1 protein-coding gene is annotated in these 16,383 nt (G+C 73.0%); it reads left to right on the top strand.

Annotated elements, in window-relative coordinates; translation table 11 throughout:
- Nucleotide 1 precedes the first annotated feature (1 nt).
- Nucleotides 2–16,276, top strand: a complete 16,275-nt coding sequence (locus ACH01S_RS45940) for a type I polyketide synthase (RefSeq protein ID WP_067890626.1) — start codon at nt 2–4, stop codon at nt 16,274–16,276.
- Nucleotides 16,277–16,383: the final 107 nt, after the last annotated feature.

Here is a 16,383-nt window from a genome sequence, read left to right as displayed (position 1 = left end):
GATGCCCGAAAACGACGAAAAACTCCTCACCGCACTGCGGGCATCGCTCAAGGAGACCGAGCGGTTGCGCGCCCAGCAGCGCAAGCTCACCGCCGATCGCCATGAGCCGATCGCGATCGTCGGCATGGCGTGCCGGTATCCGGGCGGCGTCGCGTCCCCCGAAGACCTGTGGACGCTCGTCGCGGACGGCGCGGAAGGGCTCTCGGACTTCCCCGCCGACCGGGGCTGGGACACGGGCCTTTACGACCCCGAGCCCGGCACGCCCGGAAAGAGCTATGTCCGGACCGGCGGCTTCCTGCACGACGCGGCGGAATTCGACCCGGGGTTCTTCGGGATCAGCCCGAACGAGGCGTGGGTGATGGACCCGCAGCAGCGGCTGCTGCTGGAAGTGTCGTGGGAGGCGCTCGAACGCGCCGGAATCGACCCGGCGTCCCTGCGGGGCAGTTCCACCGGCGTTTTCGCGGGGATGATGTACCACGATTACGCGCACAACAGCAGTACGGGCTCGGTCGCGTCCGGACGCATTTCCTACACGCTGGGCTTCGAGGGCCCGGCGGTGACGGTTGACACGGCCTGCTCGTCGTCTTTGGTCGCTCTGCATCTCGCGGTGCAGGCACTCCGGTCGGGTGAATGCTCGCTGGCATTGGCCGGTGGCGTGGCCGTCATGGCGACGCCGGAAGCGTTCGTCGAATTCAGCCGCCAGCGCGGCCTGGCGGCCGACGGCCGAGCCAAATCGTTCGCCGCGGCGGCGGACGGCACATCGTGGGGCGAGGGCGCCGGAATGCTCTTGGTCGAGCGCCTTTCGGACGCCCGGGCCAACGGCCACCCGGTGCTCGCCGTCGTGCGCGGCTCCGCGGTCAACCAGGACGGGGCGTCCAATGGCCTGACGGCGCCGAACGGCCCGTCGCAGCGGAGGGTGATCCGGCAGGCGCTCGCCAGCGCGAGACTGTCGGCCGACCAGGTCGACACCGTCGAGGCGCACGGCACGGGAACGACGCTCGGCGACCCGATCGAGGCGCAGGCTTTGCTTGCGACGTATGGTCAGGATCGTCCGGAGGATCGGCCGCTGTGGCTGGGGTCGATCAAATCCAACATCGGTCACACGCAGGCCGCCGCCGGGGTCGCCGGGATCATAAAAATGGTTCAGGCGATGCGGCATGGTGTCCTGCCTAAGACGTTGCACGTGGACGAGCCGACGCCGCATGTCGACTGGGCGTCGGGAAATGTGGAGCTGCTGACCGAGGCACGGGAATGGCCGCGGAATGACCACCCGCGCCGCGCCGGAATCTCCTCGTTCGGAATCAGCGGGACGAACGCGCATGTGATCGTCGAGCAGGCCCCGGCCGTGGAGGAAGCGGAGCCGCCCGAGGCGGGTTCGCCGGTCGTCCCGTGGGCCGTGTCGGCGCGGAGCGAGGCCGCGCTGCGTGCCCAGGCCGCCCGCCTGGCCGCGTTCGCCCGCGCGGACGAACGGCCATCGCCGCTGGACATCGGCTTCTCCCTGGCCACGACGCGCGGCGTGTTCGAGCATCGCGCCGTGGTGGTCGGCCAGGACCGCGACGAGTTGCTGTCAGGACTGGAGGAACTCGCTCGGGGCGAATCCGGTCGTGCCGTCGTCAGGGGCGTCGCCGCGCCGAAGCCGACCGCGTTCCTGTTCTCTGGCCAAGGTTCACAGCGTCCTGGAATGGGACGCGAGTTGTACGAGGCGTTCCCGGCGTTCGCCGACGCCTTCGACGCCGCCTGCGCCGAACTCGACCGGCATCTGGACCGCCCCCTGAAAGACGTGATCTGGTCCGAGCCTGAATTGCTCGACCAGACCGTCTTCACCCAAACCGGATTGTTCGCGGTCGAGGTGGCGCTTTACCGGTTGCTGGAGTCGTGGGGCGTCCGGCCCGATTTCCTGGCGGGTCACTCGATCGGCGAACTGGCGGCCGCGCATGTGGCTGGAATGTTCTCGCTGGAGGACGCCGCGAAACTGGTCGCGGCTCGGGGTCGGTTGATGCAGGCGTTGCCGTCCGGCGGAGCGATGGCGGCCGTCCAGGCGACCGAGGACGAGGTCGTCCCGTTCCTGAACGACCAGGTCGGAATCGCCGCAGTGAACGGCCCCCGAGCCGTTGTCGTCTCCGGCGCCGAGGACGAAGTCACCCGCGTCGTCGAGCATTTCAAGAAGCTCGAACGCAAGACCACCCGGCTGCGGGTCTCCCACGCCTTCCATTCCCCGCTGATGGACCCGATGCTCGACGACTTCCGCCGAGTCGCCGAATCCATCACCTACACGGCCCCCGCGATTCCCGTCCCGGGCGCGAAGGCTGAGGCCGGGTACTGGGTGCGGCACGTCCGCGACGCCGTCCGGTTCCACGACACGCTCACCGGCCTTCAGGAGAACGGAGTCACGCAGTTCTTGGAGATCGGCCCCGATGGCGTCCTGGCGGCGTTGACGCAGGCCGTTCTCGACCCGTCCGACCAGATCGTCGCCGTACCGGCGCTGAGCGCCAAGCGTCCCGAACCCGCCACGCTCATCACCGCACTCGCCGCGCTTCACGTGAACGGCGTCCGGATCGGATGGGACGCGTTCTTCGACGGCCGAGGCGCCCGAAGGGTCGATCTGCCCACCTACGCGTTCCAGCGCGACCGTTTCTGGCTGCACGGCGCGGCGGGCGCCGAGGACGCCGTGTCCCTCGGCCTCGGGCGCGCCGAGCACCCGATGCTCGGCGCGGTGATGGCACTGCCCGAATCGGGCGGACTGGTACTGACCGGACGCCTGTCCTCCGACGCGCAGCCCTGGCTCGCCGATCACCGCATGTTCGGCGGCGTGGTGGTGCCGGGCACGGCGCTGCTGGAGCTGGCGATCCACGCGGGCGATCATGTCGGCTGCCCGGTGGTCGAGGAGCTGACGCTGCAGGCACCGCTGGCCCTGCCCGAGCAGGGCGGCGTCGCCGTGCGGGTGGTGGTGGAGCCGGGCGACGAGTCAGGACGGCGCGTCGTCGGCGTCTACTCGCAGCCGGACGCGTCCGACCAGGTGTGGGTCCGGCACGCCACGGGCGTGCTCGCCGGGGACGGCGGCGAACCCGGCTCCGACCTCGCCGCGTGGCCGCCGGAGGGCGCCGAGCCCGTGCCGCTGGACGGGGCCTACGAGGAACTCGCCGCGGCCGGTTACGACTACGGGCCCCTTTTCCAAGGGCTGCGCGCTGTGTGGCGTCGCGGCGCGGAATTGTTCGCCGAAGTCGCCCTGCCGGACGAGGACGACTACTCCCGCCACGACGCCGCCGCGTTCGGCCTGCACCCCGCTCTGCTCGACGCGGTTCTGCACACCGCTCTCGTCACCCGGGGCGAGCAGGCCGACGACGAACTGGTGCTGCCTTTCGCCTGGAACGGCGTCCGCCTTTACGCCTCGGGCGCGTCGTCCGTCCGGGCGCGTCTCGCGCCGACCGGCCAGGGCGGAATGGAATTGCTCTTGGCGGACGGGACGGGGCGTCCCGTGCTCGCCGCCGATTCCCTGGTTTCCCGTCCGGTCGCGGCGGATCGGCTTTCCGTGTCCGCGTTCCACGATTCGCTTTATCGGCTCCAGTGGGCTCCGGCGGAATCGCGTCCGGCCGCCGCCGAGCCGTCGTCTTGGGCGCGCTGGGACGAGCTGGGCGCCGACGCCGAGGTCCCCGAGGTCGTGGCCCTGCCGGTCGCCGGTGGCCGGGCCGAGGACACCGCGTCCACCCTGCACGGCGTGCTCGCGGCCGCGCAGGCGTTCCTCGCCGAGGAGCGGTTCGCCGCGTCCCGCCTGGTGGTGGCGACCAGCGGCGCGGTCGCCGTGGACGGCGAGGACGTCCGCGACCTGCCCGGCGCGGCGGTGTGGGGCCTGATCCGGTCCGCCCAGTCGGAGGACCCGGGACGGATCGTGCTGGTCGACACCGACGACCCCGCGGACCTTCCGGCAGCGGTGGCGGCCGCCCGGTCCGGCGAGCCGCAACTCGCCGTTCGCGGCGGTGCCGCATACGTCCCGAGGCTGGGCAAGGTCCCGACCCGCCCGGACGCGGAACCGGTGTTCCGCACCGACGGGACGGTGCTGATCACCGGCGGGACCGGCGGCCTGGGCGCGCTGGTGGCGCGTCATCTGGTGACCGAGCACGGCGTGCGCGGTCTGCTGCTGGTGAGCCGCCGGGGCGAGGGTGCGCCGGGCGCGGTCGAGTTGCGGGACGAGTTGGCGGGCCTGGGCGCCGAGGTCGAGGTGGCGGCCTGCGATGTCGCTGACCGCGACGCGCTCGCCGACCTGCTCGCGGGCCGCGACATCTCGGCCGTCGTCCACGCGGCGGGCGTCCTGGACGACGGGGTGATCTCGTCGCTGACACCCGACCGAATGGACGCGGTATTGCGCCCCAAGGCGAACGCGGCCTGGAATCTGCACGAACTGACCCGTGACCTGAACCTGTCGGCGTTCGTGCTGTTCTCGTCGGCCGCGGGCGTTCTGGGTTCGCCCGGTCAGGGCAATTACGCGGCGGCCAACGCCTTCCTGGACGGGCTCGCCGCGCATCGCGCGTCGCTGGGCCTGCCCGTGCAATCGCTGGCCTGGGGCCTGTGGACGGCGGACGGCGACTCAATGGTCGGACGCCTGGACGACGAAGACGTCCGCAGAATGGCCAAGTCCGGTGTGCGGGCCCTGACCACCGAGCAGGGCTTGACTCTCCTCGACGTGGCGACCCCTTTGGGCGAACCATTCCTGGTCCCGATCGGGCTCGACACGAAGGAACTGGCTGGCGCCGGGGACGAACTGCCGCACATTCTCCGGGGTCTAGTCGGCCCACGCACCCGCCGGACGGCCGCGCCGGGCGGCGGTGAAGCGGACGCGCTGCGCCACCGGCTGGCCGCATTGCCCGAAGCGGAACGTCCAGGGGTCCTGCTGGACATCGTGCGCGGCCGGACGGCACTGGTCCTCGGATTCGACCGGCCGGACGACATCGACACCACCCGCGCTTTCCGCGACCTGGGATTCGACTCGCTGTCGGCGGTGGAACTGCGCAACCGCCTGAACCAGGTGACCGGACTGCGGTTGCCCGCGACGCTCGTGTTCGACTACCCGACGCCGATCGTGCTGGCCGACTACTTGGCCGACGAGGTGATGGGCGCGGCGTCGTCGGCCGGTGGGGCGGTCGCGGTACGCGCTCCGGCGGACGACGAGCCGATCGCCATCATCGGAATGGCCTGCCGCTATCCGGGAGACGCCACCACGCCGGACGCCCTCTGGAACCTGGTCGCCGAAGGCCGCGACGGCATCTCCGGCCTCCCGGTCGACCGTGGCTGGGACCTCCAAGAACTGTTCGACCCCGAGCCGGGGCGTCCCGGCAAGACCTACGTGGACAAGGGCGGCTTCCTTTACTCGGCGGCCGGGTTCGACGCGGAATTCTTCGGGATCAGCCCGAACGAGGCGTGGGTGATGGACCCGCAGCAGCGGCTGCTGCTGGAAGTGTCGTGGGAGGCGCTCGAACGCGCCGGAATCGACCCGTCGTCCCTGCGGGGGAGCGCGACCGGCGTATTCGCGGGGGTCATGTACCACGATTACGCGCACAACAGCAGTACGGGCTCGGTCGCGTCCGGCCGCATCTCCTACACGCTGGGACTGGAAGGCCCGGCCGTCACGGTTGACACGGCGTGCTCGTCGTCGCTGGTCGCCTTGCACTGGGCGGCGCAGGCGCTGCGTTCGGGTGAATGCTCGCTGGCGCTTGCCGGTGGCGTGGCCGTCATGGCGACGCCGGAGGCGTTCGTCGAATTCAGCCGCCAGCGCGGCCTCGCACCGGACGGAAAGGCGAAGTCGTTCGCGGCCTCGGCGGACGGGACGTCCTGGAGTGAGGGCGCGGGGATGCTCCTCGTCGAGCGCCTCTCCGACGCCCGCCGCAACGGACACCCGGTGCTCGCCATCGTGCGTGGAACGGCGACCAACCAGGACGGCGCGTCCAATGGCCTGACGGCGCCGAACGGCCCGTCGCAGCGGAGGGTGATCCGGCAGGCATTGGCCAACGCCGGATTGGACACCGCCGATGTGGACGCGGTCGAGGCGCACGGCACGGGAACGACGCTGGGCGACCCGATCGAGGCGCAGGCATTGCTGGCGACCTATGGCCAGGATCGTCCGGAGGGACGTCCTTTGTGGCTGGGGTCGATCAAATCCAACATCGGTCACACGCAGGCCGCCGCCGGGGTCGCCGGGATCATCAAGATGGTTCAGGCGATGCGGCATGGTGTCCTGCCGAAGACGTTGCACGTGGACGAGCCGACCCCGCATGTCGACTGGGCCTCGGGAAATGTGGAGCTGCTGACCGAGGCGCGGGAATGGCCGCGGAACGGCCACCCGCGCCGCGCCGGAATCTCCTCGTTCGGAATCAGCGGCACCAACGCGCACGTCATCCTCGAACAGCCCCCGGCCGACGAGACTCCGGACACCGAAGCCGACGCCACCGGGCCTTCGGCGTGGATCGTGTCCGGCAGGACGGCCGACGCACTGAAGGCACAAGCGGAAAAGCTGCACGCCTACCTCGAAGACCGTCCGGAACTCGACCACGCCGATATCGGCCTGTCACTGGCGACCGCGCGCGCGAGATGGGACCACCGCGCCGTCGTCATCGCCACTGACCGGAACTCCGGCCTGGACGGCCTGACCGCGCTCGCCGCAGACCAGCCGCATCCCGACGTACTACGCGGCGTGACCACCTCGGGCGGCACGGCTTTCCTGTTCTCGGGCCAGGGCTCACAGCGCCCAGGCATGGGCCGGGAGCTTTACGAAACCTTCCCAGTGTTCGCCGACGCATTCGACACCGTCTGCGCCGAACTGGACAAGCATCTAGACGGGTCGTTGAAGGACGTCATCTGGTCTGACCCTGAACTGCTGGACCAGACCGCCTTCACTCAGACCGGCCTGTTCGCTGTCGAAGTCGCCTTGTTCCGTCTTCTGGTGTCGTGGGGCGTTCGCCCTGACTTCTTGGCGGGTCATTCGATCGGTGAACTGGCGGCCGCGCACGTCGCTGGAATGTTCTCGTTGGAGGACGCGGCGAAGTTGGTCGCTGCCCGAGGACGGTTGATGCAGGCGCTCCCGCCCGGTGGAGCGATGGCCGCGATCCAGGCCACCGAAGAGGAAATCGCCCCGCTGCTGGGCGATGAGGTCGGGATCGCTGCCGTCAACGGCCCGCAGGCCACTGTCGTCTCCGGCGCGGAGAACGACGTCGTCCGAATCATCGACCACTTCACCGAGCTAGGACGCAAGACGACCCGCCTACGCGTGTCGCACGCCTTCCATTCCCCGCTGATGGATCCGATGCTGGACGACTTCCGCCAGATCGCCCAATCCATTGCCTACCAGCCGCCCGCGATCCCGATCGTCGGTGCCCAACCCGATTCCGAGTACTGGGTGCGGCACGTCCGTGACGCCGTCCGGTTCCACGACACCCTCACCCACCTCCACGACAACGGCGTCACCCGATTCCTGGAAATCGGACCCGACGGCGTCCTCACCGCAATGGCGCAGAGCAGTGTGGAGGATGCCGCCGTCGCGGCCGTCCTGCGTCGGGACCGTCCCGAGACCAAGCAAATGCTGGCGGCCATCGGGCAATTCCACGCGCACGGCATGGACGTCGACTGGCACGCGGTCTTCGCGGGCCGTGCCGCCCGCGTGGTCGAACTCCCGACCTACGCCTTCCAGCGCCAGGACTATTGGCTTGAGGGCCCGGTGACGTCCGGAGGGGCGTCCGGGCTCGGGCAGCTTCCGACCGAGCATCCGCTGCTGGGCGCGGCCGTGATGTCCCCGGACGCGGACGGCGTGGTCTTGACGGGACGGCTTGCACTCGGGTCCCGGGCGTGGCTGGCCGACCACGAGGTGTTCGGCGCCGTCCTGCTGCCCGGCACCGCGCTCGTCGAACTGGCGATCCGCGCGGGCGACCAGGTCGGCTGCGACGTCCTCGAGCAGCTCACCTTGGAGTCGCCGCTCGTCCTGCCCGAGAAGGGCGGTGTCGACGTCCAGGTCGTCGTCGGCGCGGCGGACGAGAACGGCGCCCGCCAGGTCGACGTCTACTCCCACCGCGACGACGCGCCGGTCGACGTCCCGTGGACCAGGAACGCGAGCGGCCTCCTGGGCGCCGGAGGCGCGGCGCCCGCGCCCGACACGACGGCGGTCTGGCCGCCGGAGAACGCGACCGCCCTGGACACCGATGACGCCTACGAGGTCCTGGCCGATCGAGGCTTCGGCTACGGCCGGGCGTTCCAGGGGCTGAGGGCGGCCTGGCGGCGCGGCGACGAACTGTTCGCCGAGGTCGCGCTCCCCGAACACGACCAGGCGGAGGCCGCGTCCTACGGCATTCACCCCGCCCTCCTGGACGCCGCGATGCACGCGCTCCTCCTGTCCGGCAACGACGGGGACGGTGACGACGCCGGGGGAGCGCCGCTGCCGTTCGAGTGGAGCGGGGTGCGCCTCCACGCCGCCGGAGCGTCCGCGATCAGGGTGCGGATCGCCCCGGCGGGCCCGGACGTGGTAAGCCTGCTGGTCACCGACGAAACGGGTCAGCCCGTCCTCTCCGTGGGGTCGTTGCTGTCGCGGCGGGTGTCCCCGTCGCAACTGCACGTCCCCGAAGACGGGAACGACGCGCTGTTCACCATCGCCTGGAGCGCGAAGCCGATCGGCGAGACGCCGCCCGGCGGGCGCGTGGCGGTCCTCGGAACCGACCGGCTCGGGCTCCCCGCCGACGTCCCGGCCTTCGCGGACGTGGCGACGCTGGCCGCCGGGGAGACGGTCCCGGAGACCGTCGTCTGGGCGTCCCCGGCCATGACGGACGACGTGCCCGGCAGCGTCCGCGCGACCGCCCACGAGGGGCTGCGGATCGTCCGGGAATGGCTCGGCGAGGAGCGCCTTGAGGCGTCCCGCCTGCTGGTGGTGACCCGGAACGCGGCCGTCACCGCGGACGGCGAGCGTCCGACCGACCTGGCCGGGGCGGCGCTCCGCGGCCTCGTCCGCACGGCCCAGAACGAGAACCCCGACCGGTTCGTCCTCATCGACCTGGACGCGGAACAGCACGCGGAAAGCGCGCCGACCCCGGCAACGCTGTCGGCCCTGGCCCGTTCCGGCGAACCGGAACTGGCGGTGCGCGGCACGGAGATCCGCGTGCCGCGCCTGGCCAGGAAACAGAGCGCGACCGCACCAGAGCGCACATGGAACCCGGACGGAACCGTCCTGATCACCGGCGGGGTGGGCGGGCTCGGCTCGCTGGTGGCGCGGCACCTGGTGTCCGCGCACGGCGTCCGGCGGCTGCTGCTGACCAGCCGCCGCGGCCTGGACGCCCCCGGCGCGCCGGAGTTGCGCGCCGAGCTGGCGGGCCTCGGCGCGGACGTCGAGGTCGCGGCCTGCGACGTCGCGGACCGGGACGCGGTCGCCGCCCTCCTCGCCACCGTGCGGCGACCGCTGACCGCTGTGATCCACACGGCGGGCGTCCTGGACGACGGCGTGGTCTCCGCGCTGACCCCGGAGCGGATGGACACCGTCCTCGCGCCGAAGTCCGACGGCTCCTGGCACCTGCACGAGCTGATCCGCGACCTCGGCCTGGACCGGGAACTGGACGCGTTCGTCCTGTTCTCGTCCGTCGCGGGCGTCCTCGGCGGCGCGGGGCAGGGCAACTACGCGCTGGCGAACGCGTTCCAGGACGTCCTCGCCGAGCATCGCCGCGCCCTCGGCCTCCCGGCCGTGTCGCTGGCGTGGGGGCCGTGGGCCGAGGCCGGCGGCATGGCGGACGGTCTCGACGACGCCGGAGCGGAGCGCCTGCGCCGCTCCGGGATGCCGCCCCTGTCGGCCGACGAAGGTCTGGCGCTGCTCGACAAGGCGCTAGCGGCCGGTGACGCGGTGCTGGCGCCCGTCCGCCTCGACATCCCGCTCCTGCGCTCGTTCGCGAGTTCGGGCGGCGTTCCGGCGATCCTGCACGGCCTGACCGGGGCGCCCGCGCGGCAGGCCGCGCGGTCCGGGGGCGCGGCGTCGCTGCGCCGCCGTCTCGCCGGGCTGCCGGAGGCGGAGCGGGAGCGGGCCGTCCTGGACCTCGTCCGCACGCACGTCGCCGCCGTCCTCGGCCACGAGGACGCCCGCTCGGTCGACCCGGAAAAGGCGTTCAGCGAACTCGGGTTCAGCTCGCTGACGGCGGTGGAGCTGCGGAACCTCCTCACCGCCGCGACCGGCCTCCGGCTGCCCGCCACGCTCGTGTTCGACCACCCCAACGCGCGGGCCGTCACGCTGCACGTCCTCGACGAGCTGCTCGGCGCGGCCGACGACACCGCCGTCCCGGCCGGGCGGACGGCGGCGCCGTCCGACGACGACCCGATCGTGATCGTCGGGATGGGCTGCCGGTATCCCGGCGGCGTCGCCTCCCCGGACGACCTGTGGCGGATGGTCGCGGGCGGCGTCGACGCCGTCGCGGAGTTCCCCCGCGACCGCGGCTGGGACGTGGACGGCCTGTACGACCCGGAGCCGGGGAAGCCGGGCCGCTCCATCACCCGCGAGGGCGGGTTCCTCTACGACGCGGGCGACTTCGACGCCGACTTCTTCGGGATCTCGCCGCGCGAGGCCCTCGAGACCGACCCGCAGCACCGGCTGCTGCTGGAGACGGCGTGGGAGGCGGTGGAGAGCGCGGGCATCGACCCGGTGTCGCTCCGCCGCACGGCCACCGGCGTGTACGCGGGGGTGATGTACAACGACTACGCGGGCGGCGGCAGCGGCGGCAGCATCGCCTCGGGCCGCGTCTCCTACACGCTCGGCCTGGAGGGACCGGCGGTCAGTGTCGACACGGCGTGCTCGTCCTCGCTGGTGGCGCTGCACCTCGCGGTGCAGGCGCTGCGGTCGGGGGAGTGCTCGCTGGCGCTCGCCGGGGGCGTCACCGTGATGTCCACGCCGGTCACGTTCGTCGAGTTCAGCAGGCAGCGGGGCCTCGCCGCGGACGGGCGCAGCAAGTCGTTCGCCGCTGCCGCCGACGGGACCGGCTGGGGCGAGGGCGCGGGCATGATCCTGCTGGAGCGGCTGTCGGACGCCCGCCGCAACGGCCACCCGGTGCTAGCCGTGGTGCGCGGCACCGCGACCAACCAGGACGGCGCGTCCAACGGGCTGACCGCGCCGAACGGGCCGTCGCAGCGCCGCGTGATCGGGCAGGCGCTCGCCAACGCGGGCCTGACCACGGCGGACGTCGACGTCGTCGAGGCGCACGGCACGGGCACCCGGCTCGGCGACCCGATCGAGGCGCAGGCGCTCCTCGCGACCTACGGGCAGAACCGTCCGGACGACCGGCCGCTGTGGCTCGGATCGATCAAGTCGAACATCGGGCACACGCAGGCCGCCGCCGGAGTGGCCGGGATCATCAAGATGGTCCAGGCGATGCGGCACGGCCTGATGCCGAAGACCCTGCACGTGGACGAGCCGACCCCGCACGTCGACTGGACGGCCGGACGCGTCGAGCTCCTGACCGAGGCGCGGGAGTGGGAGCGGAACGGCCGCCCGCGCCGCGCCGGGATCTCGTCGTTCGGGATCAGCGGCACGAACGCGCACATCATCCTCGAACAGCCCGACCACACCGAATCCGAAGACATCGAGCCCGAAGGCATCGAGCCGGGCGTCGTCCCGTGGGTGGTGACGGCCCGCACCCCGGAGGCGCTGCGCGCCCAGGCCGGACGCGTCGCCGAAGCCGTCCGCTCCGGCGGGAACCTGAACGCCGCCGACGTCGGGCACTCGCTGGCGACGTCCCGGACGGTGTTCGAGCACCGCGCCGTCGTCCTGGCGGACGGCACGGAGTCCGGGCTGCGCGGCCTCGACGCGATCGCCGCGGGCACCGCCGACGCGGCCGTCGTCACCGGCGGCGGACGCGGCGGCGGCGCCCGGCCCGTCCTGGTCTTCCCCGGCCAGGGCTCGCAGTGGACGGGCATGGCGGTCGAACTCCTCGACTCCTCGCCCGCGTTCGCCGACCGGCTCGGCGAATGCGCCCGCGCCCTGGAGCCCTTCGTCGACTTCGACCTGTTCGACGTGCTGCGCGGTGACGGCACGGCCCTCGAACGCGTCGACGTCGTCCAGCCCGTCCTGTGGGCCGTGATGGTGGCGCTCGCGGAGACGTGGCGCGCGTTCGGCGTCGAGCCGGGCGCCGTGGTCGGCCACTCGCAGGGCGAGATCGCGGCGGCCTGCGTGGCGGGCGCGCTGTCCCTGGACGACGCGGCGCGCGTCGTCGCCGTCCGCAGCCGGATCATCGGCGAGGGCCTGGCCGGTCAGGGCGGGATGCTGTCGGTCGCGCTCTCCGCCGAGCGGGCCGCGGAACGCCTCGCCGGAGGGGACGGACGCCTCGAACTCGCCGTCGTCAACGGCCCCACCTCCGTCGTCGTCGCCGGAGAGGTCGACGCGCTCGCCGAGTTCAAGGGGACGCTGGAGGAGGACGGCGTCCGCGTCCGCCTCATCCCGGTCGACTACGCGTCCCACTCGATGTTCGTCGAAGGCGTCCGCGACAGGATCCTCGCGGAACTGGACGGCCTGTCGCCCCGGACGTCCCGGATCGCGTTCTGCTCGACGGTGACCGGCGGGTTCGCCGACACCGCCGTCCTCGACGCCGAGTACTGGTACACGAACCTGCGCCGGACCGTCCGGTTCGAGGAGGCGACCCGCGCGCTGCTCGACGACGGCTTCACCACGTTCGTCGAGTGCAGCCCCCACCCCGGCCTGCTGGTCGGGCTGGAGGAGACGCTCCAGTCGGCGGGCGTGACCGGCGTGACGGCCGGGTCGCTGCGGCGCGGCGAGGGCGGCCTCGGCCGCTTCACGGCGTCCGTCGCCGAGGTGTTCGCGGGCGGCGCGGACGTCGACTGGTCCGCCGCCTTCGCCGGGCGCCGTCCACGGCACGTCGACCTGCCGACCTACGCCTTCCAGCGCGCCCGGTACTGGGCGGGCGCGACGGCGGCGGCGGGCGACGCCACGTCCCTCGGCCTGGACCTGCCCGGACACCCGCTGCTCGGCGCGGTCGTCCCCGCCCCCGGATCGGACGGCGTGACGCTCACCGGCCGCCTGTCGGTGAGCGCGCAGCCGTGGCTCGCCGACCACGCCGTGTCCGGGGTGGTGCTCTTCCCCGGCACCGGGTTCGTGGAACTGGCGGTCCGCGCCGGAGACCATGTCGGCTGCGGGCACGTCGAGGAACTGACCCTGGAGGCGCCGCTCGTCCTGCCGGCGGACGGCGGGGCGTCCGTCCAGGTCGTGGTCGGCGCGGCCGAGGAGCCGGGCGGCGCCCGGACCTTGGAGATCTACTCGCGCGCGGGCACTGACGCGCCCTGGGTCCGGCACGCGACCGGCACCCTGGCGGCCGTCGCGACGCCGCCGGGACCGGGGCTGGAGCAGTGGCCGCCGCCGGGCGCGTCCGAGGTCGACGTCACGGACCTGTATGAGGGGCTGGCGCTGGCGGGGCTGGAGTACGGCCCCGTGTTCCAGGGCCTGACGGCGGCGTGGCGGCTCGACGGCGAGGTGTTCGCCGAGGTCGCGCTCCCCGAGGAGACGGCGGCGGACGACTACGGCCTCCACCCCGCGCTGCTGGACGCCGCCCTGCACGCGGTCGCCCTCAGCGACGCCGTGACCGGCGGAGACGGGGTGCTGCTGCCCTTCTCGTGGACGGGCGTCGACCTGTTCGCCTCGGGCGCCGCGAAGCTCCGCGTGCGGGTCACGCCGTCCGGGCCGGGCGTGGTCGCGCTGACGGTGGCCGACGGGACGGGGGAGCCGGTCGCGTCGGTCGCGTCCCTGGCCCTCCGGGAGATCACCGCCGGGCAGCTCTCCGCGGCGGCGGGATCGCCGTTCCACGAGTCGCTGTTCCGGTTGGAATGGAGCCCGGTGCCCGCGGCGCCGCCCGTCCCCGCCGTGGAATGGACGGACTGGGACGCGCTCGACCCCGAAGGCGACGTCCCCGGCGTGGTCGTCCTGCCCGTGACCGGCGGCATGGACCCCGGCTCGGTGCGGACGGCCGTGAACGGCGTCCTTGCCGCGGCCCGGTCGTGGTTCGACGACGACCGGTTCCTCGGCTCGCGGCTCGTGGTCGCCACGTCCGGCGCGGTGTCCGTGGACGGCGAGGACGTGACCGACCTCGCGGGCGCGGCCGTGTGGGGACTGGTCAGGTCGGCGCAGTCGGAGGACCCGGGACGGATCGTCCTCGCCGACGTCCCCGACCCCGGCGACGTCGAGGCGGTGCTGCCCGCGCTCGCGGCGGCGGGATGGGAGCCGCAGGTCGCGGTGCGCGACGGCGCGGTCCGCGCGGCCCGCCTCGCCAAGGTCCCCGCCGACCCCTCCGAGCCGTCTGAGCCGGGAGCGGGAGAGTTCTCCGGGACGGTCCTGGTGACGGGCGCGCTGGGCGCGTTGGGTGCGGTCGTGGCGCGGCATCTGGTGGTCGAGCGCGGCGTGCGGAGCCTGCTGCTGACCAGCCGCCGCGGCGCGGACGCGCCGGGTGCGGCGGAGCTCCAGGCCGAGCTGTCCGAGGCGGGCGCGGAGGTGGAGCTGGCGGCCTGCGACATGGCCGACCGCGACGCCGTCGCCGCCCTGCTGGAGGGACGGTCCCTGTCGGGTGTCGTCCACGTGGCCGGTGTCCTGGACGACGGTGTGATCACCTCGCTCACGCCCGAGCGCGTGGACACGGTGCTGCGTCCCAAGGTCGACGCCGCGTGGAACCTCCACGAGCTGACCCGCGACATGGACCTGGCGGCGTTCGTCCTGTTCTCCTCCGCGGCCGGTGTGCTCGGCACGCCGGGCCAGGGCAACTACGCCGCCGCGAACGCCTACCTTGACGCGCTGGCCGCGCACCGCCGGGCGAACGGCCTGCCCGCGCAGTCCCTGGCCTGGGGCCTGTGGGGGACGAACGACAGCGGCATGGCCGGACGCCTCGACGAGGGCGGCATGCAGCGCGTCAACCGGTCGGGCGTCGAGGCGCTCCCCACCGAGGAGGGCCTCGCCCTGTTCGACACGGCGGGCGCGCTGGACGCCGCCGCGCTCGTCCCGATCCGGCTGGACCCGCGGGCCCTCGCCGCCGCGACCGGCGACGAGACGCCCCCGATCCTGCGCGGGCTGGTGCCGCGGACGCGCCGCAGCGCGGCGGCGGCGGGCGGCCGGGCCGACGCCGACGCGCTCCGCCGCCGCCTCGCCGCCCTCCCGGAGGACGAGCGCGAGAGCGAACTGCGGACGCTGGTGCTGACCCACGCCGCCGGGATCCTCGGCCACGCGGGCCCGGACGCCGTCGACCCCGACCGCGACTTCCTCGAAGCGGGCTTCGACTCGCTCACCGCGATGGAGCTGCGGAACGGGCTCAACACCGCCACCGGACTGCGGCTCCCCGCGATGGCCGTGTTCGACTCCAAGAACCCGGGCGAACTGGCCCGCTACGTCCACTCCCAACTCGCCGCACACCTCGACGGCGCCGCGGAGACCGGCGGGACGCCCGCCGCCGAGACCGGCGGGGACACGCTCAGCGACCTGTTCCGCTCGGCGGTCCTGTCGGGGAACTCGATGCAGGGGTTCGTCCTGCTGAGCGCGGTCGCGGACATCCGTCCGAGGTTCGGCGGGATCGCCGACCTGCCGGAGGTTCCCGCGCCGGTCGTCCTCGCGGACGGGCCCGAGCGCCCGCGCCTGATCTGCGTGTCCACGCCGATGGTGGTGGGCGGCGTCCACCAGCACGCCCGGCTGGTCTCGCACCTCGGCGGGAACCGGCACGTGTCGGCGCTGCCGCTGCCCGGCTTCGCGCCGGGCGAGAGCCTGGCGAAGTCGCTGGCGGCCCTGACCGAGGTGGTCGCGGAGAGCGTGCTGCGCGCCGCGGACGGGGAGCCGTTCGTCCTGCTCGGCTACTCGTCGGGCGGGCTCGTCGCGCACGCCGTCGCGCACCGCCTGGAGACGGTCAAGGACGTCGCGCCGGACGGTGTCGTCCTGCTCGACACCTTCCAGCCCCGGGACAAGGCCATGACGGCCGGACGCGAGCCGCTCGCGATGGCGATGCTGGAAATGGAACCGGCGTTCGGACGGTTCGACAGCGCCCGGCTGTCCGCGATGGGCCATTACACGAAGCTGCTCATCCAGTTCACGCCGAAAGCGCTGCGGGCGCCGGTGCTGTTCGTCCAGGCCGCCGAGTCGTTCATCCCCGGGGACGGCGGAGAGGACCGGCTCGCGATGCCGTGGGATTCCGCGCACGTCCTCGAAACGGCGCCCGGAAATCACTTCTCGATGGTGCAGGACGAAGCGCGGAGCACCGCCGCGATCGTCGACGAGTGGATCCGCGGATTGCGGTGAACCCCGTCCCGGCGCGCGGCGAATAGGGGGGTGGAGGGGGTGGCTCAGGGGGCTTTCCCCGAGCCGTCCGCCACTAGTGTCGAGGTGGACTGCCGCCGGTCAGGGGA

It is taken from the genome of Actinomadura chibensis NBRC 106107 (genome assembly GCF_001552135.1).
Lineage (GTDB): Bacteria > Actinomycetota > Actinomycetes > Streptosporangiales > Streptosporangiaceae > Spirillospora > Spirillospora chibensis.
Note: the sequence above shows the minus strand (reverse complement) of the source record. Positions and strands in the feature narration are given on the sequence as shown.

Bases quoted from the DNA above. Each gene is read 5' to 3' on its own strand.
- ACH01S_RS45940 (WP_067890626.1), top strand. From the start codon at position 2: ATGCCCGAAAACGACGAAAAACTCCTCACCGCACTGCGGGCATCGCTC.